General features: G+C 60.2%; 22 protein-coding genes. 10 read left to right on the top strand and 12 right to left on the bottom strand.

What is annotated here, in order from left to right; genetic code table 11:
* Positions 1-203 precede the first annotated feature (203 nt).
* Positions 204-971 carry a 30S ribosomal protein S2 gene (gene rpsB, locus LPJGGPFB_RS10405; protein ID WP_077498297.1) on the bottom strand — a complete coding sequence of 256 codons (768 nt, stop codon included), beginning with the start codon at positions 969-971 and terminating at the stop codon, positions 204-206.
* 180 nt (positions 972-1,151) lie between these two features.
* Positions 1,152-1,979: a cell envelope integrity EipB family protein gene (locus tag LPJGGPFB_RS10400; RefSeq protein ID WP_173419850.1), complete on the bottom strand. Its 828-nt coding sequence runs from the start codon at positions 1,977-1,979 to the stop codon at positions 1,152-1,154.
* Between the two features lie 144 nt (positions 1,980-2,123).
* On the opposite strand from LPJGGPFB_RS10400, the gene LPJGGPFB_RS10395 reads away from it, so the two are divergent.
* Genes LPJGGPFB_RS10395 through LPJGGPFB_RS10380 form a run of 4 tightly spaced genes read left to right on the top strand, consistent with a single transcriptional unit; the run spans position 2,124 to position 4,986 of the window.
* On the top strand, positions 2,124-2,591 hold the full coding sequence (locus tag LPJGGPFB_RS10395) for a RidA family protein (RefSeq protein ID WP_077498299.1): 468 nt from the start codon (positions 2,124-2,126) through the stop codon (positions 2,589-2,591).
* A 13-nt stretch (positions 2,592-2,604) separates the two neighbouring features.
* Positions 2,605-3,330 (top strand): glycerophosphodiester phosphodiesterase, encoded by a 726-nt coding sequence (locus tag LPJGGPFB_RS10390; protein ID WP_173419849.1) that lies wholly within the window; start codon positions 2,605-2,607, stop codon positions 3,328-3,330.
* Between the two features lie 4 nt (positions 3,331-3,334).
* A complete protein-coding gene (locus tag LPJGGPFB_RS10385) occupies positions 3,335-4,522 on the top strand; it encodes a GNAT family N-acetyltransferase (RefSeq protein WP_173419848.1) in 1,188 nt (395 codons plus the stop codon).
* Positions 4,523-4,566: 44 nt separating this feature from the next.
* Positions 4,567-4,986 carry an HIT family protein gene (locus tag LPJGGPFB_RS10380; protein WP_173419847.1) on the top strand — a complete coding sequence of 140 codons (420 nt, stop codon included), beginning with the start codon at positions 4,567-4,569 and terminating at the stop codon, positions 4,984-4,986.
* A gap of 151 nt (positions 4,987-5,137) precedes the next feature.
* Here the strand turns inward: LPJGGPFB_RS10380 and LPJGGPFB_RS10375 are convergent, their stop codons facing one another.
* From LPJGGPFB_RS10375 to LPJGGPFB_RS10340, 8 genes are all read right to left on the bottom strand, one after another.
* A complete protein-coding gene (locus LPJGGPFB_RS10375; protein ID WP_173419846.1) occupies positions 5,138-5,482 on the bottom strand; it encodes an AzlD domain-containing protein in 345 nt (114 codons plus the stop codon).
* Positions 5,479-6,216 (bottom strand): AzlC family ABC transporter permease, encoded by a 738-nt coding sequence (locus tag LPJGGPFB_RS10370; protein WP_173419845.1) that lies wholly within the window; start codon positions 6,214-6,216, stop codon positions 5,479-5,481. The genes LPJGGPFB_RS10375 and LPJGGPFB_RS10370 overlap by 4 nt, the downstream gene beginning before the upstream one ends.
* Positions 6,217-6,297: 81 nt before the next feature.
* The gene (clpA, locus tag LPJGGPFB_RS10365) at positions 6,298-8,817 is read right to left on the bottom strand and encodes an ATP-dependent Clp protease ATP-binding subunit ClpA (protein ID WP_173419844.1); all 2,520 of its coding nucleotides are present in this window, start codon (positions 8,815-8,817) and stop codon (positions 6,298-6,300) included.
* 9 nt (positions 8,818-8,826) lie between these two features.
* Positions 8,827-9,180, bottom strand: a complete 354-nt coding sequence (gene clpS / locus LPJGGPFB_RS10360; protein WP_025426809.1) for an ATP-dependent Clp protease adapter ClpS — start codon at positions 9,178-9,180, stop codon at positions 8,827-8,829.
* Positions 9,181-9,419: 239 nt separating this feature from the next.
* Entirely contained in the window at positions 9,420-9,773 is a 354-nt protein-coding gene (locus LPJGGPFB_RS10355; protein ID WP_025426808.1) for a phasin family protein, read from the bottom strand.
* A 233-nt stretch (positions 9,774-10,006) separates the two neighbouring features.
* Positions 10,007-10,210 (bottom strand): DUF3126 family protein, encoded by a 204-nt coding sequence (locus tag LPJGGPFB_RS10350; RefSeq protein WP_003535016.1) that lies wholly within the window; start codon positions 10,208-10,210, stop codon positions 10,007-10,009.
* A 100-nt stretch (positions 10,211-10,310) separates the two neighbouring features.
* A complete protein-coding gene (gene cysE / locus LPJGGPFB_RS10345; protein ID WP_053247285.1) occupies positions 10,311-11,138 on the bottom strand; it encodes a serine O-acetyltransferase in 828 nt (275 codons plus the stop codon).
* 100 nt (positions 11,139-11,238) lie between these two features.
* Positions 11,239-12,024 (bottom strand): alpha/beta fold hydrolase, encoded by a 786-nt coding sequence (locus tag LPJGGPFB_RS10340; protein ID WP_173419843.1) that lies wholly within the window; start codon positions 12,022-12,024, stop codon positions 11,239-11,241.
* 179 nt (positions 12,025-12,203) lie between these two features.
* Here LPJGGPFB_RS10340 and LPJGGPFB_RS10335 point away from each other — a divergent pair, with 179 nt between their 5' ends.
* Both LPJGGPFB_RS10335 and LPJGGPFB_RS10330 read left to right on the top strand, forming a co-directional pair.
* Positions 12,204-12,449 (top strand): zinc-finger domain-containing protein, encoded by a 246-nt coding sequence (locus tag LPJGGPFB_RS10335; protein ID WP_053247284.1) that lies wholly within the window; start codon positions 12,204-12,206, stop codon positions 12,447-12,449.
* Positions 12,450-12,458: 9 nt separating this feature from the next.
* Positions 12,459-13,625 (top strand): FAD-dependent monooxygenase, encoded by a 1,167-nt coding sequence (locus LPJGGPFB_RS10330; RefSeq protein ID WP_173419842.1) that lies wholly within the window; start codon positions 12,459-12,461, stop codon positions 13,623-13,625.
* A gap of 6 nt (positions 13,626-13,631) precedes the next feature.
* Here LPJGGPFB_RS10330 and LPJGGPFB_RS10325 read toward each other — a convergent pair whose 3' ends face one another.
* Positions 13,632-14,822 (bottom strand): cystathionine beta-lyase, encoded by a 1,191-nt coding sequence (locus LPJGGPFB_RS10325; RefSeq protein WP_173419841.1) that lies wholly within the window; start codon positions 14,820-14,822, stop codon positions 13,632-13,634.
* A gap of 341 nt (positions 14,823-15,163) precedes the next feature.
* On the opposite strand from LPJGGPFB_RS10325, the gene LPJGGPFB_RS10320 reads away from it, so the two are divergent.
* From LPJGGPFB_RS10320 to LPJGGPFB_RS10305, 4 genes are all read left to right on the top strand, one after another.
* Entirely contained in the window at positions 15,164-16,189 is a 1,026-nt protein-coding gene (locus LPJGGPFB_RS10320; protein ID WP_173419840.1) for an amino acid ABC transporter substrate-binding protein, read from the top strand.
* Between the two features lie 92 nt (positions 16,190-16,281).
* Entirely contained in the window at positions 16,282-17,475 is a 1,194-nt protein-coding gene (locus LPJGGPFB_RS10315) for an amino acid ABC transporter permease (protein WP_173419839.1), read from the top strand.
* Positions 17,476-17,479: 4 nt separating this feature from the next.
* On the top strand, positions 17,480-18,637 hold the full coding sequence (locus LPJGGPFB_RS10310) for an amino acid ABC transporter permease (RefSeq protein WP_173419838.1): 1,158 nt from the start codon (positions 17,480-17,482) through the stop codon (positions 18,635-18,637).
* A 14-nt stretch (positions 18,638-18,651) separates the two neighbouring features.
* Positions 18,652-19,428 carry an amino acid ABC transporter ATP-binding protein gene (locus LPJGGPFB_RS10305; RefSeq protein ID WP_077498313.1) on the top strand — a complete coding sequence of 259 codons (777 nt, stop codon included), beginning with the start codon at positions 18,652-18,654 and terminating at the stop codon, positions 19,426-19,428.
* Positions 19,429-19,503: 75 nt separating this feature from the next.
* Here LPJGGPFB_RS10305 and LPJGGPFB_RS10300 read toward each other — a convergent pair whose 3' ends face one another.
* Entirely contained in the window at positions 19,504-20,937 is a 1,434-nt protein-coding gene (locus LPJGGPFB_RS10300; protein WP_173419837.1) for a caspase family protein, read from the bottom strand.
* Positions 20,938-20,982 lie beyond the last annotated feature (45 nt).

Genomic DNA, 20,982 nt, shown 5'->3' with positions numbered 1-20,982 from the left:
CAGGAGGTTTGGCAGGGGAATGGCTTGCGAATGTGACACCGTGATGAACGCGCCCACCGCTGTCGTGTCCGGGGCGCGGATCGCCGGTCCAAGCCGCTTCATCCCTCGCTGAAAAGAACAAGGCCGTTCAGATCTTTCATCCCAAACGGCCTCGTCCCGACATTAGATTGGTGCGGCGATCCTATGTCCGCCGCGCCGTCCGATCAGGCTTCGGAGGCTTCGTCGAGCGCCGGCTCGATCATAGCTTCAGCCGATGCGCCGAGATCGCGGCCCGATGCGCCCTGCTGACGGGCAATGCCGTCGATGGCTGCACGAGCAATGAGATCGCAGTAAAGAGCGATTGCACGCGATGCGTCGTCGTTGCCCGGGATCGGGTAGTCGATCTGGTCCGGATCGCAGTTGGAGTCGATAACGGCGACAACCGGGATGCCAAGACGCTTGGCTTCGTCGATTGCGATCGATTCCTTGTTGGTGTCGATGATGAACATCAGGTCCGGCGTGCCGCCCATGTCGCGGATACCGCCGAGAGCGCGGTTGAGCTTTTCGCGTTCGCGCTCAAGGTTCAGACGCTCCTTCTTCGTGAAGCCCGAAGCTTCCGAAGCGAGGATTTCGTCGAGCTTGCGCAGACGCTGGATCGAGTTCGAAATCGTCTTCCAGTTGGTCATCATGCCGCCGAGCCAGCGAGCATTGACGTAGTACTGGGCCGAACGCTTTGCAGCGTCAGCGATGATTTCAGAAGCCTGGCGCTTGGTGCCGACGAACAGGACGCGGCCGCCGTTGGCGACGGTGTCGCTAACGACCTGGAGTGCGCGCGACAGCATCGGAACGGTCTGTGCGAGGTCGATGATGTGAACGTTGTTACGATCGCCGAAGATGTAGGGCTTCATCTTCGGGTTCCAGCGATGTGTCTGGTGGCCGAAGTGAATACCAGCCTCAAGCAGCTGGCGCATGCTAAAATCAGGCAATGCCATGCCTTTTCTCCTTTTCCGGTTGAACCTCCGCGAGACGTCGAGCTCTTCTTTTGAAAAGCCCACCGGCGGAACGATCCGGATTTCTCCCGGAACATCCCATGCCTCACGTGTGGAATGGGCAGCCCCTTACCGGCAACTGCCCGACAAATCAAGACTTGGAGTCCGTTTTTGTCATATCGACTACTTGCATTCTTCCGATTTGAAGACTTCGAGGTCGGCGAGCTTACCGCTCAGCACGAAGTCGCCGTAGTCCATCGTCAGATCGCGGGTAATGCCGTTTTCGTACAGTTTGAACGACATGCGGTAGATCGGCAGCGCATCGCCGCTCTTGTCGTCGTTGAAATAGGAGATGGTGACAGGCCAGTAATTCTCGGTCCCGAGCTTGCCAGCCTTGCCTGCATCCGGCTCGTCGGCCGACGGTTTGCGCGACTTGCCGACGAAGGTCGAGGTGATCAGCGTCTTGTCACCCGAATCGGATCCATCGAAGATCCGCGCCTCGAAGAAGCTTTCGCCCTTCTTGGCACGGTCGATAACCTCGACCATATGTTCGGTCGGAAACCGGCTTGCCGCCAGCTCGACCTCGCGCTTGTCCGGCGCGGTCAGTTCGACCTTGACGCCGGTCTTGTCGTCATGGGCCGTGCCGCGCACTTCCTTGTCGAGCTTCTCGTCGGTGAACGAGCGCGTCAAAAAGCGGAAGTTGCCGGACTTCATATCTTCATAGGTGGTCGTCTGCTGGTCGGTCATGCGCGTTTCTTCGCCGGTATTGACCTGCGTCACGAAGCGGAAACTGACCGTGTACCCCTCGCAGGCCGATCCATTGAACTCGTAGACCATTCGGCCGTACATGCCGGAAATACCCGATCGGTCGGAAGCGTCCTTGAGCTCGAGGTCGTAGACGGCCCGATGCGGCACAAGGACATTTGCGCTCGCGGCGCTGAGGCCCGAAACCATCATCGCTGCAAAGCAAGCGCTGCCGAAACCGGCGAGACCGAAGCCTTTACGAAACATCCGTTTCCTCCTGTTGGACTCGCGGGCAATGCTATAAACAAGCTTTCGGCAGAAGCGAGGCGTCACCACATTTAAATGCCGTCGCCCACCGCGATCCGGCCTGAATGCCGGATTTTAACACAAAAGACAACAACGGAGCTTTCCATGTCCGCAGAGATCGAAACGCGCCTTAAGGACCTCGGCGTCACCCTTCCCCAGGCGGCAGCGCCGGCGGCGAACTACGTACCCTACGTCATCAGCGGCTCGATGCTCTACATCTCCGGACAGCTGCCGATGGAAGGCGGGAAGATCGCAGTGACCGGCCATGTTGGCAAGGACGTCGACGTTGCGGGCGCCCAGCGCGCCGCCGAACTCTGCGCGATCAATATTCTAGCCCAGGCCAAATCCGCACTCGGCGGCGACCTCGGCCGCATCCGCCGGCTGGTCAAGATCAACGGATTCGTTGCCTCCACGCCGGAATTCATCGAACAGCATCTTGTGCTCAACGGCGCCTCCAACCTGCTGGCCAATGTCCTCGGCGAAGCAGGCAAGCATGCGCGCGCTGCCGTCGGCATGGCCGCCCTGCCCTTCAATGCCGCCGTCGAGATCGACGCCGTCATCGAGATCGCGTGATCAGGTGCCAGGCATGACTGACCTTTCCTGGCTGAAGGCCCAGCCGATCGCCCATCGCGGCTATCACGACATGAACAAGCAAGTGTGGGAGAACACGCTCTCGGCGTTTTCCCGCGCTGCGGACGCCGGCTTCGCGATCGAATGCGACCTGCAATACACCGCCGACAGCGTGCCTGTCGTCTTCCATGACGACGACACCGAGCGGCTCTGCGGCATCAAGGGCGACGTGCGGGCGAGAACGGCCGGTGAACTCGGCCTGATGGCGATCGGCGGCACGAAGGACAAGGTCCCAACGCTGTCGCAGATGCTACGGCTCGTCAAGGGCCAAGTGCCACTGGTCATCGAACTGAAAGGGCGCAAGGGCGACGATGAGGGCTTTGCCGCAGCCGTCCTCGAAACGCTCGAAGGCTACAAGGGCCACGTCGCCCTGATGAGCTTCGACCATTGGCTGCTCAAGGACCTGAAAGCACTGGATGCGCCCTACCCGCTCGGCCTGACCGCCGAAGGTGCCAGACCGGAAACCTTCTTCGTGCACGAAGAGGCGATGCAACTCGGCCTCGACTTCATCTCCTACCATTACGGCCATCTGCCGAACTCGTTCATCACCAAGGAACGCACCCTCGGCCGGACGATCATCACCTGGACCGTTCGCGACAGGCAGGCTGAAGAATACACCTACGCCCATGCCGACCAGATGACCTTCGAGGGCTTCGACCCGCGGGAGGCATTGATTTCCTGAGCTCATGTCCGACGCCGTCACCATCCGCATAGAGCAATCCTTCGCCGAGATACCGGCGGCGCGCTGGAATACGCTTTCCGGCGCGGCGAAGGGGCGAGGCGGCGCAATCTACAATCCGTTCGTCTCGCATGCCTATCTCTCGGCGCTGGAGGAATCGGGTTCGGCCACGGCCAAAACCGGCTGGCTCGGGCAACATCTGCTGATGGAGGGCTCCGATGGACAACTTCTCGGGGCGCTCGTCTGCTATCTGAAGAACCACAGCCAGGGTGAGTATGTCTTCGACCATGGCTGGGCGGACGCATTCGAGCGCGCCGGCGGCCGCTATTATCCGAAGCTTCAAGGCTCCATTCCATTCACGCCGGCAACCGGGCCGAGGCTGCTGACGGTTTCGGGGGACGATGGCTCGCCCGTACAGGATGGGCTTGCGGCAGGCTTGAAGGAACTGGCGCGACGGCACGATGCCTCGTCGGCGCATGTGACCTTCGTGCGTGAAGCGGAGATGCCAATCTTCGAAAACGCCGGTTTCCTTCACCGCACCGACCAGCAGTTCCATTTCCTCAACGAAGGTTATGGCACCCATGACGACTTCCTGGAAACGCTGGCATCCAGAAAACGCAAGGCCCTGAAGAAGGAGCGCCGTGCGGCACTTGAAAATGGCATCACGATCGACTGGCTAACCGGCAGCGATCTGACGGAAGCGATCTGGGACCAGTTCTTCACGTTCTACATGGATACCGGCAGCCGCAAGTGGGGGCGCCCGTATCTCACGCGCGCCTTCTATTCGCTGATCGGCGAGCGCATGCCAGACGACATCGTTCTGATGATGGCGCGTCGCAATGGCCGCTATATTGCAGGTGCTATCAACTTCATCGGCGGCGATGCGCTTTATGGCCGCCACTGGGGTTGCACCGAGGACCACCCTTTCCTGCATTTCGAAGTCTGCTATCACCAGGCAATCGACTTCGCGATCGCAAAGGGCCTCAAGCGCGTGGAAGCCGGTGCGCAGGGCGAGCACAAGCTCGCCCGCGGCTACATGCCGGTCACAACCCATTCGGCACACTACATCAGCCATCCCGGCCTCGCCCGCGCAGTCGAGGACTATCTCGTTCGCGAACGCAGGGATGTGGAGGAAACGGCTGAGTTTCTTGCAGAGCACGGCCCTTTCCGAAAAGGTGAGCGCCAGGACGATTGAACCGCTCTCCGGTTTTGGCCGGATCCAATCTACGAGGAAAGACAATGAGCGCTTACGACACCAACAACATCTTCGCGAAGATCCTGCGGGGCGAGATCCCGTCGCATCGTGTCTACGAGGACGATGCGACGATCGCCTTCATGGACGTGATGCCGCAGGCAGAGGGCCACATGCTGGTCGTTCCCAAAGCACCTTCCCGCAACCTGCTGGATGCGGACGCCGCGAGCCTGCCGGCGCTGATCGCCGCGGTTCAGAAAATCGCCGTCGCCGCCAAGGAGGCTTTCGATGCCGACGGCGTGACGATCATGCAGTTCAATGAGGCGCCCGCCGGCCAGTCCGTCTTCCACCTGCACTTCCACGTCATTCCGCGACGCGACGGCGTTCCGCTGAAGCCCCATTCCGGTACGATGGAAGATGGCGCGGTGCTGGCCGCCAATGCCGAGAAAGTGCGCCAGGCACTTTGAATGCAAGTCTGACGGTCGCGCCAGCGGCCGTCACCTGCCACGCTTCGCATTTCCCGAGCATCTGGCTTTCAAGTGCAATCGCTGCAGGCGGATAAGATGCTTTAGAATCAGAGTGCTAGAACGTCCTTGGTGCGTCCCACTGAACGGCGCTCTAGAAACCTAGCCACCATAAGCCTGCTGCCAATGCTGCTATCGTTGTGGCGATGCCGATTGCCGGTTTGCGGCCGAGCAGGAAGAATGCCGTTGCGCCAATCGCCACCGACCCCAGGCGCAGCCATAGCGGCGATTGTTCAAGTACGCCCGTCGGATAGAGGATCAACTTGGCGATGACGGCCGCGACGAGCGCGGTCGCAACCGCCCTCACCCAGTTCAGGGCCTCGGAATCGTCGCGCAGCCGGTTTCCGGCAATGACACCCAGCCAGCGCCAGATGTCGGTTGCAAGCCATCCGGCAATCGCGATGAAGGCGTAGGCCCACCAACCATCCTGCCACGTCATGCGCTGGCTTCCTTGCGCCGATGCCACAGCCGCTCCGTGGCCCAGGCCAGCGTCCCGCCGCCGACGCCCGCAAGCAGGATGTCGAATTCGGGCACGAGCCAATAGAACAACGGACCGGCCACCAGGCCGATGAGCAGCGCGATATGGACGACCGGATGGCGCGCCGAATGCCAGATCGAAGCCAGGAAATAGATCGGTGTCAGGAAGAACAGGCAACCCGCGACAATCGGCGGAAAATCAGCGACGAAGTGATAGACGACGCCGACCAGCACCATATTGGCGACAACCAGCGTGATGCCGAAACCGGCGAAGAAGGCGACACGCCTGTCGCGCGGCACCGCCTGCACCCTCTCCATCGCGAACACCCAGGCGGTGATCGCGACGAAATGCGACAGGAACAGCAAAAGCCATGTCGGTGTCTTCGACGTGCGCAATTCGGGAATGAGCGCCGCAACCATCGGCATCAGACGGACGGAAGAGAGCGAGACGGCAAGGAAGGCGGCCGCCAGGCTTGCGCCACTCATCATCGAACTGACGAGAATGACCTTGGCTGGCAATGCCCAGACCATGCCGGTCATGAACACGACTTGTTCCGGCGGAATTCCAGCCTGCGCCGTCAGCGAACAGAAGCCGACGAAGGACAGCATCAGGATAAAGGCGGGTAGGCTGAACAGGCCACGCATGCCGCTCAGAAACCAGACGACCGACGACTGGTCGTTTTCATCACTTTTCATCAGCTGTTCCGGAATGTTCTATTCAGAAAAACGCTGCCGGATGAGATCATCCGGCAGCGCCAAACATCATGTCCAGTAGGACTACTTCTTCCGCGGAACCTTCGGCACCGTCTTGCCCTTTCGTGGGCTTGCCGCGCCCGTATCCTTGGCTTCGGCGACAGACGGCGCCTTGGCGGCAGCCTTCTTCGGCTTGGCCTTCGGTGCGGGCTCAGCGCCGACGGCTTCCTTTTCCTCGGCCTTCTTCGGCTTGGCGCTCTTCATCGCCGGGCGTGTCACTTCCGCCTTCGGCTTGATCGGCGCCGTTTCCGGTACGGCATCAAGCAACAGCCCTCTGGTTCCATCGGGCTTTGTGCCGATCGTCACCCTGAGGACGCCACCCTTCTTCAGCTTGCCGAACAGAATTTCGTCGGCGAGCGGCTTCTTGATGTGCTCCTGGATGACGCGGGCCAGTGGCCGCGCACCCATCTTCTCGTCGTAGCCCTTCTCCGCAAGCCAGGCGATGGCATCGGGTGCCAGATCGAACGTGACGTTGCGCTCTGCAAGCTGGGTTTCCAACTGCATGACGAACTTCTGCACCACCTGATGGATAACCGGTGTCGGCAGCGATGCGAACGGGATGACCGCATCGAGACGGTTGCGGAACTCAGGCGTGAACAGGCGGTTCAGCGCTTCCTCGTCCTCACCGGTGCGCTTGGACGAACCGAAGCCGATTGCGGCCCGTGCCATTTCCGAAGCGCCCGCATTGGTCGTCATGATCAGAATGACGTTACGGAAGTCGATCTTCTTGCCGTTGTGATCCGTGAGCGAGCCATGGTCCATAACCTGCAACAGGATGTTGAACAGGTCCGGATGGGCCTTTTCGATTTCGTCGAGAAGCAGCACGCAATGCGGATGCTGGTCGACGCCATCGGTCAGAAGACCGCCCTGGTCGAAACCGACATAGCCGGGAGGTGCTCCGAGCAGTCGCGATACCGTGTGCCGTTCCATGTATTCCGACATGTCGAAGCGCAGAAGTTCGACGCCGAGCGACGTTGCCAGCTGCTTGGCGACTTCGGTCTTGCCGACGCCGGTCGGGCCGGAGAAGACGTAGCAGCCGATCGGCTTGTTCGGTTCGCGCAGACCCGCGCGGGCGAGCTTGATCGACGACGCCAGGGCCTCGATCGCCAGATCCTGACCGTAGACGACGGAGCGCAGTTCCTTCTCGAGGTTGGCCAGCACCGCTTCGTCGTCCTTCGAGACGGTTTTCGGCGGAATGCGGGCCATCGTCGCGATGGTGGCTTCGATCTCACGTTCGGTGATCAGCTTGCGGCGCTTGCTGATCGGCAGCAGCATCTGCGCTGCACCGGATTCGTCGATCACGTCGATCGCCTTGTCCGGCAGCTTGCGGTCGTTGATGTAGCGGGCCGAAAGCTCGACCGCCGCCTTGATCGCCTCGTTCGAATATTTCAGGTGGTGATAGTCCTCGAAGTAAGGCTTCAGCCCCTTCATGATCTCGATCGTATCGGCGATCGTCGGCTCGTTGACATCGATCTTCTGGAAGCGGCGCACGAGCGCGCGGTCCTTTTCGAAGAACTGCCGGTACTCCTTGTAGGTGGTCGATCCGATGCAGCGGATCGCACCCGACGAAAGCGCAGGCTTCAACAGGTTCGACGCATCCATCGCGCCGCCCGATGTTGCGCCGGCGCCGATGACGGTGTGGATTTCATCGATGAACAGCACCGCACCCGGATAATCCTCTAGTTCCTTGACGACCTGCTTCAGTCGCTCTTCGAAATCGCCGCGATAGCGCGTACCGGCCAACAGCGTCCCCATGTCGAGCGAGAAGATCGTCGCGTCCTGAAGCGCCTCCGGCACCTTCTTCTCGATGATGCGCTTGGCAAGGCCTTCGGCGATGGCCGTCTTGCCGACACCGGGGTCACCGACATAGAGCGGATTGTTCTTCGAACGGCGGCAGAGAATCTGGATCGTGCGATTGACTTCGGCGTGCCGGCCGATCAGCGGATCGATCTTGCCCGATTTCGCCTTCTCATTGAGGTTGACGCAATAGGCCGTCAGCGCGTCCTGCTGCTTCTTGGCGCTCGCCTCTTCGTTTTCGCGTGCAGGCTTCTGCTCGGATTCGTGTTCCTCTGCCCCGCGCACCGGACGTGCCTCGGAGCTTCCCGGCCGTTTGCCGATGCCATGCGAGATGAAGTTGACCGCGTCGTAGCGCGTCATTTCCTGCTCCTGCAGGAAATAGGCGGCATGGCTTTCGCGCTCGGCGAAGATCGCAACGAGCACGTTTGCGCCCGTCACTTCCTCGCGCCCGGACGATTGAACGTGGATCACGGCCCGCTGGATGACGCGCTGGAAACCGGCGGTCGGCTTTGAATCCTCGTCATAGCCGGTAATCAGGTTTGACAGTTCGTTGTCGACATAGTCTGTCACGGTCTTGCGCAGCGTCTCTAGATTGACGTTGCACGCGCCCATCACGGCCGCTGCATCGGCATCGTCGATCAATGCCAGAAGCAGATGCTCAAGCGTCGCATATTCGTGGTGGCGCTCGTTGGCAAAAGTCAGTGCCTGGTGCAGCGCCTTTTCGAGGCTGGGCGAAAATGTTGGCACGTTAGTTCCTCATTTCTTTTCCATGACGCATTGCAACGGATGCTGATGCTGGCGGGCGAAATCCATCACCTGCGTCACCTTCGTTTCGGCGACTTCGTACGTAAAGACGCCGCACTCCCCCACACCGTGATTGTGGACGTGGAGCATAATGCGAGTCGCCTCTTCCGGATTCTTCTGAAAAAAACGTTCCAGAATATGGATGACAAACTCCATCGGCGTGTAATCGTCATTCAAAAGCAGAACGCGATACAAACTAGGCTTCTTGGTCTTCGGCTTGGTGCGCGTGATGACGGAGGTGCTGCGGTTGCTTCCCCCTCCTTCGTCGTCGCTTCCTTGCTGCATCCGGACCGGCATGGCGATCATTCGTGTCTTTTCCTTAGTACAAGCCGCGGATCCATCTGATGTGCCGCGGCGTGCTTGCCCTTTATCTAATGGTTCGTTTCTAGATTTTAAGACCGAACCAACGCACTGCAATCATAATCGCACGGAGAGGCATAAGATTGATCAACTTTCTTCGATCCACCGCGAAGTGTGCGAAACAGCAAAAAGGCCGGTCGCTGTATCGGCGACCGGCCTTCCAATGACGGCAATGATCCGTTGCGTTACGCGGCAGCGGCGGCCTTGACCGCTGCGGTCGCCTTGGCAACCGGCGCTTCGTACGGCTTGTAGGCGTCCTTGGCGAGGTCGGCATACATTTCGCCGATCTTGGTCGCCTCGGCAAAGAAGCCTTCGTAGCTCGATTTCAGGAAGTTGGTCTGCAGTTCGAAAGCCGTCTCGACGCTCTTGACGCTGGAGAGCTTCTCCACGTGCGCAACGCTGTCTTCGAAGGACTTCTTGGAAAAATCGGCAGCCTCGGTCGCAATGGCCTGAAGGCCCTTGGTCCAGGCGGAATAGCTTTTCACAGCCACGTCAATGGCTTCTTTGCTTTTCTTGTTTGCATCATCGAAGTTGAACATCGGGTGTCTCCTTAGTGACGGCCTGATCTGGAGGCTTCAGTTTATGTGCACTGCACAAAAAGTCAAGTCGAGCGTGCAGTGCAATAAAACACAATACTTGCAACAGCTTGATGAAAAAGAGCCACGGATGCGCAAATTTCTTCGGCCTTGCGCCCCAAAAAACGTCAAAGCATAGAAAAACCCGGCACGATCGCTCGCCACCGGGTCATTTCCTGAAACGGTCGATCGGCGACTTAAAGGTCGATGTCGAGGATCGCCATGGAGAAGTTGTAGGACAGTTCGCCATCTTCCTCATCGCGGAAGACGACGCCGAGGAATTCGTCACCGAGATAGACTTCAGCCGACTCGTCCTTCTTCGGGCGAGCCTTGACGACCATCGACTGGTTGAACGTGCGCTTGAGGTAGGCTTCAAGCTTGCGGATTTCTTCGGGCTTCAAATGTCTTCTCCGTAGCCGTTTTTGATGTGCGGCGCTTCTCGCACGCTGCATTGGCGGGTGTAAACCCCTCGAAAGCGGCTACGCACCGGTTCCCGATGGTTCAAATTTCGAAGCTTGTCAGGATCTGGTCCATCTGGCGTGACGGTTCGGAACATCCGGCTTCGCCGACGACCTTGGCCGGAACGCCGGCAACCGTCGTTTTCGGCGGCACCGGTTTCAGGACCACGGAGCCGGCGGCAATGCGCGAGCAGTGGCCGATATGGATATTGCCGAGAATCTTGGCGCCTGCCCCGATCAGAACGCCGTCGGCGATCTTGGGATGACGGTCGCTGCCTTCCTTGCCGGTACCGCCGAGCGTGACGCCGTGAAGGATCGAAACGTTGTCGCCGATGACAGCGGTCTCGCCGACGACCAGGCCGGTGGCGTGATCGAGGAAGATGCCGCGTCCGATGCGGGCGGCCGGGTTGATGTCGGTCTGGTAGACGCTGGATGCCCTGCTCTGCAGATAGAACGCGAAATCCCGGCGCCCGCGCTTCAGGAGCCAATGGGCGAGCCGGTGCGTCTGGATCGCATGAAAGCCCTTGAAGTAAAGTACGGGCTCAAGAAACCGGGTGCAGGCCGGATCGCGGTCATAGACCGCCTGGATGTCGACGCGCAGGATCGTGCCCCATTCCGGCCAATCCTCCAGCATTTCAGCAAAGGTCTGTCGCAAGAGGTTCGCCTGCAGATCGGGATGATCGAGGCGCTCGCAGATGCGGTAGACGACACTTTCTTCCAGCGAATGCTGGTTGACGACCGTGGAATAGAGGAACGCTGCCAGCATCGGATCCTGCTCGGCGGCGAGGCGTGCTTCCTCTCGCAGGCTGCTCCAGATCGGATCCATCAGCTTGAGGGATTCCGTCTGACGAAGTTCGGTCGTCGCGACCATCGTCGCACTCCTTCTCAATCGGTCTATGCCGTCAATATAGGGGAAATCAGGCTGGACATAAATGGGCTGGAACCAGTTCGACCAAAGGTCGTAGACGCGCTTAAGCTCGCCCCACCTCTTCGAGGAACTCAAGGACCGCCTTCTTGAATACCCGGTCACCGACCGCAAGCATATGGTCCCTGCCCGGAATATCGAGCGCACGCGCATTCGGCATCAGGTCGGCAAGCTCCTGCGGCGAGCCGGCAATATCGTCCTTGGTGCCGACGCCAATCAGGGTCGGAACATCGATGCGCCCCATGTCCTCGGCGGTCAAAAGGTCGCGCGAGGTCGAGATACAGGCGGCCAGCGCCTGACGATCGCTTTTGGTCTGGTCGGCAAAGGCGCGGAACATGCGGCCACGCGCATGTGTCACGACGTCGAGCGACGACGCCACGAGCGCATCGGCGATCGGGTCCCAATCGCCGACCCCCGTCACCATTCCGATACCGAGCCCACCGAACACCAGCGAGCGCACACGATCGGGATGAGCCAGCGCCAAGAACGCCGAGATGCGCGCACCCATGGAATAACCCATGACATGCGCCTCGGCGATGCCGAGATGCCCAAGCAGAGCGATCGCATCGCCGGCCATCTGCTGGGGATGGTAGACGGCTGGATCATAGGGCTTGCTGCTCTTGCCGTGACCGCGGTTGTCAAACGCGATCACCCGGTAGCCGGCATCGCCAAGCGTCTTCAGCCAACCGGGGAAAACCCAGTTGACGTTGGCGCTCGAGGCAAAGCCGTGAATGAGCAGGATCGGCGGACCGGACGGATCACCTTCGTCGAAGAAGGCAATATCCAGCCCCTCATGCGTGAAGTGCGAAAATGGGGGCGGATTGAGATCCATCATTCTAGTCCTTGAGGCGGCATCGGTTTGGCGCAACCTAATTTGTCGCTCCCAAGAGGGAAACCCCGAGCCCGCAAAAACCACAGGTGCGGCGTGTTTGCCGCTACACTTTTGCAACAAAGCTCACTATGGTACCGGCAAATTCGACCCTCAAAGACTTGCATACATCGGAGCATGACATGGCCGGCCACAGCATCCCCCATTTCCAGAATGACGGCGGACACCAGGCAATCGAGATCGGCGTCAAGGAATTCATGTGCACCGGCGCGTCCGTTCCCTACGACCATCCGCACATTTTTATCGACATGGGCGACGACAATGAAAAGGTCTGCTCCTACTGCTCGACGCTCTATCGCTACAATCCGAAGCTGAAGGCGACCGAAACCAACCCACCTGGCTGTCTCTTTACGTTCCAGGCAGCCTGATCAACGCGGATGTCAGCGGCGGTCGCGATCGTCGGTGCCGGCGTCGGCGGGCTCACGGCAGCACTCAGCCTTGCCCGTCGCGGTTTTGAAGTCGACATAGTCGAGCAGGCAGCCGCTCTGACCGAGGTCGGAGCCGGACTTCAGCTCTCCCCCAATGCGTCGCGCGTCCTGCGTGAACTCGGTCTCACCGAGGCGCTTGAGGCTGTCTGGACAGAGCCTGATGCAATCGCGCTTGTCGATGGAAAATCCCTGCGTTCGCTTGCAAGCGTTGCGTCAGGCCGTTTTGCCCGTGAGCGATGGCGTGCGCCCTATGGCGTGCTGCACCGGGCAAGCCTTCAAAGGATACTAATCGCTGCCGTAATCGCCGAACCGCGCTGCCGCCTCCATCTCGGCCACCGCATCGATGGAGATGCCGAGCAGGCGATTGCCATCATCACCGGTCGGCCACCAGCGCTGATCATCGGCGCCGATGGCATCTGGTCGCGCCTGCGCAGTGCAATTCCCGGTGCCGGTACGGTCCAGTTTTCGGGCAATGTCGCATGGCGCATGACAGTCACGCGCGATGCCGCCGCCGGCCTTCTGCAGCCGGATCGCGTCACCGCCTTTCTTGGCGCACGGGCGCATCTCGTCGCCTACCCCTTGCGCGAAATCGATGGCTTCAACCTGGTTGCGATCATCGAGGGCAAGGAAACCGACAGCGTCTGGGTCGGCAGGGATTCTGAAGATCGACGTCGCGACTACCTTGAAGCCTTTTCCGGCTGGAACATTGGCTTGCAAACGTTGCTGAAAAACGCCGACGCGCCAACCTATTGGCCGCTTTGCACGGTAACAGATGGCGCCTGGCAGAGTGGGCGAAAGACGGTTCTCATCGGCGATGCCGCCCATGCGATGACGCCGTTTGCTGCACAAGGCGCTGCCATGGCGATCGAGGATGCGCATGAGCTTGCGGCTTGCCTCGCCGGCTCAGGCGATATTGGCCAAGCCCTCGGCGCCTTCGAGGCCAAGCGCCGTCCGCGCATCGCCCAGGTACGCCGTCGCGCTGCCTTCAACCGTTTCGCCTATCACGCTCGAGGTCCGTTCCGGCTCGGGCGGAATATCGTTCTGTCGATGAAGGGTCCGGAAGCGCTCGCAGCCGATTTCGATTGGCTCTACGGCTACGGCGCTCCCGAACGCTGAAAACGGTCAGACGGCGTTCGCCGCTGCCAGCCCTGCCTCGATATCCCGGCGAATATCGGCAACATCCTCAAGTCCGATCTGCAGGCGAAGGACCGGGCCCTCGGTTGGCGCCAACGCAACCTTGCGATCCGACAGACCGACGTGAAGCGCCAGGCTCTCGAAGCCACCCCAGGAATAGCCAAGCCCGAACAGCGACAGCGCGTCGAGGAAGGCATGTGCCTTGGCCCTGAAGCGGTCGGGGCTTTCCGCACGCAGCACGAAGGAAAAGATGCCGCTCGCGCCGGTAAAGTCGCGCTTCCAGAGGTCGTGGCCCGGGAAACTCGGCAGCGCCGGATGCAGGACGCGGGCAACTTCGTCACGCCCCTCGAGCCAAGTGGCGAGCGACAGCGCGCTTTCCTGGTGCCGCTCGAGACGGACGCCCATGGTGCGAAGCCCGCGCAGGATCTGGTAGCTGTCGTCCGGCGAAACGCAGATGCCGAGCGTGACCATGGCTTTCGTCAACGCCGGCCAGTGGGCGGCGTTGGCCGAGACTGTGCCGAACAGCACGTCAGAATGGCCCGAGGGGTATTTCGTGGCTGCATGGATCGATACGTCGACGCCATGGTCAAGCGGCTTGAAATAGACCGGCGTCGCCCACGTGTTGTCCATGGTGACAATGCAGCCATGACGATGCGCGACATCGGCGATCGCCCGGATATCCTGCATCTCGAACGTGTTGGAGCCCGGAGCTTCCGTGTGAACCAGGCGCGTGTTCGGGCGAATCAGGCTCTCGATCGCCGCACCGATCATCGGGTCGTAATATTCGACGGTGACACCGAGACGCTTCAACATCGTGTCACAGAAATGGCGGGTCGGGAAATAGACCGAATCGACGATGAGCGCGTGGTCACCGGACGAAAGATAGGCCAGGAACGGCACGGTGACGGCAGCAAGGCCCGAGGGAACGAGGATCGTGCCGGCGGCCCCCTCAAGCTCATTGATCGCGTCGCAGAGGGCGTCCGTCGTTGGCGTGCCGCGGGTGCCGTAGGTGTATTTTTGCGCGCGCGTCTCCATCGTCTGAGCGTTTGGAAACAGCACCGTGGACGCGTGAACGACCGGCGGATTGACGAAACCGAAATAGTCGAAGGGTTTGTTGCCGGTATGGGCCAGACGGGTGTTGATGCCCATCTTGCCGTTCACATTGCCGCTGTCTGCCATTGAAGTGTCCGATGCTGAAAAACCGATCCCAAACTCTTCGAACGCCCTACAACCGGGGTCAAGTGGCAAAATCCGACAAACACACTTTGCGGCCGAATGAAGCGAGGATTGGCGATTTTTCGCTCAGCAATTGCCCGTTTCCTGCAAAACCTGCCTAAACTTCTGGCTTATTTCAGGTTTTTCACACGCAAGTTCAGAAAATCGGCAAGCTCTCTTGACCCCCATGGATTTTGAGCATGAGATAGATTGCACTCGCGCCATGAGGGTGGCGGAGGCTGTACGCGCAGGGAGACGCGCTGGTGCAGACGGGAACTAACGACAACAGAAAAAGGTTCTAAAAAATGGCAAGAAGTATTCTGACAGCTCTTGTTGGCGCTGCTGTCATGGGGATTGGCGCGCATGCGGCTTCGGCTGCGACACTCGATGACGTGAAGGCCAAGGGCTTCGTCCAATGCGGCGTGAACACCGGTCTCGCCGGCTTCGCGGCACCGGATGCTTCGGGCAACTGGAGCGGCTTCGACGTCGACTATTGCAAGGCGATCGCCGCCGCGATCTTCGCGGATGGCACCAAGGTAAAATATACACCCACTTCGGCCAAGGAACGTTTCCCGGCCCTTCAGTCCGGTGAGGTCGACGTCCTCGCCCGCAATACCACCTGGACGATCAACCGCGACACCGCTCTCGGCTTCAACTTCCGCCCGGTCAACTACTATGACGGCCAGGGCTTCATGGTCCGCAAGGGCCTGAACGTAAAGTCGGCCCTCGAACTCTCCGGCGCTGCCGTCTGCGTACAGACCGGCACCACGACCGAGCTCAACCTCGCCGACTACTTCAAGGCCAACAACCTGCAGTACAACCCGGTCGTCTTCGAAAAGCTCGAAGAAGTGAACGCGGCCTATGACGCCGGTCGTTGCGACGTCTACACCACCGACCAGTCCGGCCTCTACTCGCTGCGCCTGACGCTGTCCAAGCCCGACGATCATATGATCCTGCCGGAAATCATCTCGAAGGAGCCGCTTGGTCCGGCCGTTCGCCAGGGTGACGACCAGTGGTTCGATATCGTCAGCTGGGTCCATTACGCGCTGATCCAGGCAGAAGAATTCGGCGTCACGCAGGCAAACATCGAAGAAATGAAGAAGTCCACCAACCCGGACGTTCAGCGCTTCCTCGGCGTCGAAGCTGACAGCAAGATCGGCACCGACCTTGGCCTGACCAACGAATGGGCCGTCAACATCATCAAGGCAGTCGGCAACTACGGCGAAGTCTTCGACCGTAACATTGGCGCCGGCAGCCCGCTGAAGATCGAACGCGGCCTCAACGCGCTGTGGAGCAAGGGCGGCATTCAGTACGCTCCTCCGGTCCGCTAATACGGCCCGACACGAAAGGGGGAGCGGCACGCCGCTTCCCCATCCCAACGATAAAAACACCCAAAAGGGTGACAAGGGGAAAGAGGCATTGCATGGCGATTGGCGTCACAACTACGCCTGAGAAAAGCAAACCTTCCGGTTCGATCATCAACGACCCGCAGGTGCGCGGAATATTTTACCAGGTCATAACCGTCATTATTCTCGTTGCCGTCGTCTATTGGATAGCGGACAACACGATCGAGAACCTCAAGCGTGCCAACATCGCGTCCGGCTACGGCTTCCTCAACGGGCGCGCCGGCTTCGATGTCGGGCAGTCCTTGATCGCCTATACGAGTGACTCCACTTACGGGCGCGCGCTGGTCGTCGGCTTCTTCAATACGCTGCTCGTGGCGATAACCGGCATCATCACCGCAACCATCATCGGCTTCATCGTCGGCATCGGGCGGCTCTCGCACAATTGGCTGATCGCGAAACTGTCGCTCGCCTATGTCGAAGTGTTCCGCAACATCCCGCCGCTGCTGGTCATCTTCTTCTGGTACAGCGGCGTTCTGGCCGTGCTTCCGCAACCGCGCGAATCGGCCGCGCTGCCCCTCAACATCTTCCTCAACAACCGCGGCATCGCCTTTCCGAAGCCGGTCTTCGGCGACGGCTCGCAATATGTCTTATATGCCTTCGTGATCGCCGTGATCGCGAGCTTCCTCGTCGCCCACCATGCCCGCATCAAGCAGGAAGCAACCGGACAGCGCTTCCCGTTGCTCTGGACCGTGCTTGGCCTCGTCATCGGGTTGCCACTCCTCGCCTTCCTGGCAACCGGCTCGCCGATTACCTTCGATGTCCCGGTAGCCGGCAAGTTCAACCTCACCGGCGGCTCGGTCATCGGACCGGAGTTCCTGTCGCTGTTCCTGGCGCTTTCCTTCTACACCGCCGCCTTTATCGCCGAAATCGTTCGGGCCGGTATCCGTGGCGTCTCGAAGGGACAGACCGAGGCTGCCCATGCACTGGGCGTCCGGCCCGGCCTCACCACCCGCCTTGTCGTCGTACCCCAGGCGATGCGGATCATCATTCCGCCGCTCACCAGCCAGTATCTCAACCTGACCAAGAACTCGTCACTGGCGATTGCCATCGGCTACGCCGACCTGGTTGCCGTCGGCGGAACGATTCTCAATCAGACCGGTCAGGCGATCGAAGTCGTATCGATCTGGATCATCGTCTACCTGTCGCTGAGCCTGACGACGTCGTTGCTGATGAACTGGTTCAATGCCCGAATGGCCCTGGTGGAGAGATAAGATCATGAACTCACACCAGGGAAATTTTGTCCGCGCCTCGATGATCGAGGCTGCACCGGCGCCTATACAGACGGGCGGCCTTGCCTACTGGCTTCGCAAGAACCTCTTTGCGACGCCGAAAGATACGGCTCTGACGATCATCAGCCTGCTTGTGCTCGCCTGGCTCGTCCCGCCGGCCGTGCAATGGCTGTTCATTGATGCCGCCTGGACCGGCGGCGGACGTGGTGTCTGTGCGACCGTCGCGCAGGGTGGCTCGCAACCGGATGGCTGGAGCGGCGCCTGCTGGGCTTTCGTCAACGCCAAGTTCGACCAGTTCCTCTTCGGGCGTTACCCGATCGAGGAGCGCTGGCGCCCCGCACTTGTCGGCATCCTGTTCGTCCTGTTCCTGACCCCGATGCTGATCCCGAAGGTTCCCTACAAGAACATCAACGCGATCCTGCTTCTCGCCGTTCTGCCTATCCTGGCGCTCATCCTTCTGCCAGGCGGGTGGTTCGGACTGCCGTTCGTCGAGACGCCGCTGTGGGGCGGCCTGATGGTGACGCTGGTGCTGTCCTTCGTCGGCATCGCGGTCTCGTTGCCGCTCGGCATCCTGCTTGCGCTCGGCCGGCGATCGACCATGCCGGTGATCAAGATGCTCTGCACATTCTTCATCGAAGTTGTGCGTGGCATCCCGCTTATCACCGTTCTGTTCATGGCGAGCGTGATGTTGCCGCTGTTCCTGCCGCAGGGGGTGACTTTCGACAAGTTCCTGCGGGCGCTGATCGGCGTGTCGTTCTTCGCCTCCGCCTACATGGCCGAGGTGGTGCGCGGCGGTCTGCAGGCGATCGGCAAGGGGCAGTATGAGGGCGCCGATTCGCTCGGCCTCAGCTACTGGCAGAAGATGAACCTCATCGTGCTGCCGCAGGCGCTGAAACTCGTTATCCCCGGCATCGTCAACACCTTCATCGGGCTGTTCAAGGACACCTCGCTGGTCTCGATCATCGGGATGTTCGACCTTCTTGGTATCGTCCGGCTGAACTTCTCGGATGCCAATTGGGCTTCGGCGGTGACGCCGATCTCAGGGCTAATTTTCGCTGGCTTCATATTCTGGCTTTTCTGCTTCGGTATGTCGCGCTATTCAGGCTTCATGGAACGCGTGCTCGACACGAGCCATAAACGATAAGAGGGGGAGATCGCATGGCCAATGCAGCCACTGTTTCCAAGATGACCGTATCCGCGACTGACGTTGCGGTCGAAATCAGCGGAATGAACAAATGGTACGGAGACTTCCATGTTCTCCGTGACATCAACCTGAAGGTGATGAAGGGCGAGCGAATCGTCATTGCCGGCCCATCGGGCTCCGGCAAATCGACGATGATCCGCTGCATCAACCGCCTGGAAGAACACCAGAAGGGCAAGATCGTCGTAGACGGCATCGAGCTCACCAACGATCTGAAGAAGATCGATGAAGTGCGCCGCGAAGTCGGCATGGTGTTCCAGCACTTCAACCTGTTCCCGCATCTGACGATCCTGGAAAACTGCACGCTCGCCCCGATCTGGGTTCGCAAGATGCCGAAGAAGCAGGCCGAAGAAATCGCCATGCACTTCCTGAAGCGCGTCAAGATCCCCGAGCAGGCCCACAAGTATCCGGGCCAGCTTTCGGGCGGCCAGCAGCAGCGCGTGGCGATTGCCCGTTCGCTGTGCATGAAGCCGAAGATCCTGCTGTTCGATGAACCGACTTCGGCGCTCGACCCGGAAATGGTCAAGGAAGTGCTCGACACAATGGTGGGCCTCGCCGAAGAAGGCATGACCATGCTGTGCGTGACCCACGAAATGGGTTTTGCGCGCCAGGTCGCCAACCGCGTGATCTTCATGGACCAGGGCCAGATCGTCGAACAGAACTCGCCCGCCGAGTTCTTCGACAATCCGCAGCACGAGCGCACCAAGCTCTTCCTCAGCCAGATCCTGCACTAGGGATTGCGAAAGACTTCAAACAGAAAGCCCGCCTTTTCGGCGGGCTTTTTACTATCCGGCCTGTCGCAGAAACGATCATTCGACGTGATAGCGTAGCGTGCCGACCGACCAGCGGATACCACGTCTCTCCAGGTCGTCAGTCCAGGCCTGCTGCAGCCGCGAGACAATTTCGCTAAGCGTTTCTCGCGCACTGAGCTCGACCTTCAGTCCCCTGGTTTTCGGCGCAACGTCTGCCAGATCGACGGCATCGCTGATCACGAGGGCAACAAAGGCGCTGTCGCCTTCTCCCGAGGCTTCGAAGTCGAAGCCGTAATACTCGTCCGGTAATGTCAACGGAACGTCGGCGGCGAGCGGCGTAATCTTCTGCGCGAACTCGTTGGGAAAGATCTGGGTTGCAGTGCCGTTCGCATTGACGTCGATGAGGATGAGGCTTCCGGCAGCTTTGCTTGCGACCGTCAACTTGAACACGTCACCGGCTTTCATCGTGGTTGGCCGGTTGATGCTGATACGCACGTCGCCAGCATCGGCCTTGCCGACGATATCGCCGACCGCATCGACTGCATCTGCATCCTGATAACTTGCCGGGGCGGCACCGTCGCCGGCAACGGGCTGATACCGTGCCGTCACTTCAGTCCCTGCCTGAACAGGAACGACTGCACTGGCGCCGAGGTTCAGCGCCTTCGTCTCAAGTTGCGGGTCGAGGGTCTCGCATTTCTCCTGCGATGCGCAGTAAGCAGCAGATTGCGCGGTGATATATTCGAAAAGTTCGGCGTTGCTGGTCAGCCCGTTGGCGTTGGCGTCCGCCGCCGCCCCCGTCTGTCCAGCGACATAGGCCTTCGTGAAAACGCCCTGGCGGCCTTCGATCGGCAGCCTCACATCGTCCCATGCCACCTGATAGGGTGCGCTTGCACTCCAGGCGACGATACCGCTCTCTTTGACGCGGCTGGGCTTGTCGACGACACCAAGGTCGATGCGAAGCCCACGTGTCAGCGCCTGCTCCATCGGTTTCGCCTCGGGCCGCGCCAGGAAACGGGCGCCGTCGATACCGGCGGATACCTCGCCCGACAGCGACCGCGAAATCGTGCTTGAGTAACCGGCGTCGATCACCAGGGTCACCGCCCTGCCCTTCAAACGGTCGAGGATGGCATCGAGCTCGTCATCGGTGACGGCACCGTCCCAATCCTTGATCCCGGCGACCACATCGAACGGCGCCAGCGCCTCATCCAAACCATCCTCCTCGTCGCCATCGATATCGGCGACCTGGAGACCATGACCTGAATAATAGAGATAGGCTCGGTCGCCGGGCTGCGTGCCCGCGACCAACCACTCCTCGATCGACGACAGGATGGTCGCGCGCGTCGCCTGCTCGTCCTTCAGGACGCGAATGACAGAACGATCGAAGCCGAGAGTGCCGGCCAGTAACCCCTCCATGGCAACAAGGTCATTTTTCGGCCCGTGTAGAAACAGCTTTGGCTGCAGGTTCTGGTAGCTTCCGATCCCGATCAGCAAGGCCCTGTCCGCAGCCAATGAAGGCGAACACATCCCCAAGCTTAC

It is taken from the genome of Ensifer adhaerens, assembly GCF_013283195.1.
GTDB lineage: Bacteria > Pseudomonadota > Alphaproteobacteria > Rhizobiales > Rhizobiaceae > Ensifer > Ensifer adhaerens_G.
This window is presented reverse-complemented; position numbering and strand designations above follow the sequence as displayed.

Excerpts from the sequence above, each read along its gene's own strand:
- rpsB (WP_077498297.1), bottom strand. The coding sequence starts at position 971 with ATGGCATTGCCTGATTTTAGCATGCGCCAGCTGCTTGAGGCTGGTATT.
- LPJGGPFB_RS10400 (WP_173419850.1), bottom strand. The coding sequence starts at position 1,979 with ATGTTTCGTAAAGGCTTCGGTCTCGCCGGTTTCGGCAGCGCTTGCTTT.
- LPJGGPFB_RS10395 (WP_077498299.1), top strand. The coding sequence starts at position 2,124 with ATGTCCGCAGAGATCGAAACGCGCCTTAAGGACCTCGGCGTCACCCTT.
- LPJGGPFB_RS10390 (WP_173419849.1), top strand. The coding sequence starts at position 2,605 with ATGACTGACCTTTCCTGGCTGAAGGCCCAGCCGATCGCCCATCGCGGC.
- LPJGGPFB_RS10385 (WP_173419848.1), top strand. The coding sequence starts at position 3,335 with ATGTCCGACGCCGTCACCATCCGCATAGAGCAATCCTTCGCCGAGATA.
- LPJGGPFB_RS10380 (WP_173419847.1), top strand. The coding sequence starts at position 4,567 with ATGAGCGCTTACGACACCAACAACATCTTCGCGAAGATCCTGCGGGGC.
- LPJGGPFB_RS10375 (WP_173419846.1), bottom strand. The coding sequence starts at position 5,482 with ATGACGTGGCAGGATGGTTGGTGGGCCTACGCCTTCATCGCGATTGCC.
- LPJGGPFB_RS10370 (WP_173419845.1), bottom strand. The coding sequence starts at position 6,216 with ATGAAAAGTGATGAAAACGACCAGTCGTCGGTCGTCTGGTTTCTGAGC.
- clpS (WP_025426809.1), bottom strand. The coding sequence starts at position 9,180 with ATGATCGCCATGCCGGTCCGGATGCAGCAAGGAAGCGACGACGAAGGA.
- LPJGGPFB_RS10355 (WP_025426808.1), bottom strand. The coding sequence starts at position 9,773 with ATGTTCAACTTCGATGATGCAAACAAGAAAAGCAAAGAAGCCATTGAC.
- cysE (WP_053247285.1), bottom strand. The coding sequence starts at position 11,138 with ATGGTCGCGACGACCGAACTTCGTCAGACGGAATCCCTCAAGCTGATG.
- LPJGGPFB_RS10340 (WP_173419843.1), bottom strand. The coding sequence starts at position 12,024 with ATGGATCTCAATCCGCCCCCATTTTCGCACTTCACGCATGAGGGGCTG.
- LPJGGPFB_RS10335 (WP_053247284.1), top strand. The coding sequence starts at position 12,204 with ATGGCCGGCCACAGCATCCCCCATTTCCAGAATGACGGCGGACACCAG.
- LPJGGPFB_RS10330 (WP_173419842.1), top strand. The coding sequence starts at position 12,459 with ATGTCAGCGGCGGTCGCGATCGTCGGTGCCGGCGTCGGCGGGCTCACG.
- LPJGGPFB_RS10325 (WP_173419841.1), bottom strand. The coding sequence starts at position 14,822 with ATGGCAGACAGCGGCAATGTGAACGGCAAGATGGGCATCAACACCCGT.
- LPJGGPFB_RS10320 (WP_173419840.1), top strand. The coding sequence starts at position 15,164 with ATGGCAAGAAGTATTCTGACAGCTCTTGTTGGCGCTGCTGTCATGGGG.
- LPJGGPFB_RS10315 (WP_173419839.1), top strand. The coding sequence starts at position 16,282 with ATGGCGATTGGCGTCACAACTACGCCTGAGAAAAGCAAACCTTCCGGT.
- LPJGGPFB_RS10310 (WP_173419838.1), top strand. The coding sequence starts at position 17,480 with ATGAACTCACACCAGGGAAATTTTGTCCGCGCCTCGATGATCGAGGCT.
- LPJGGPFB_RS10305 (WP_077498313.1), top strand. The coding sequence starts at position 18,652 with ATGGCCAATGCAGCCACTGTTTCCAAGATGACCGTATCCGCGACTGAC.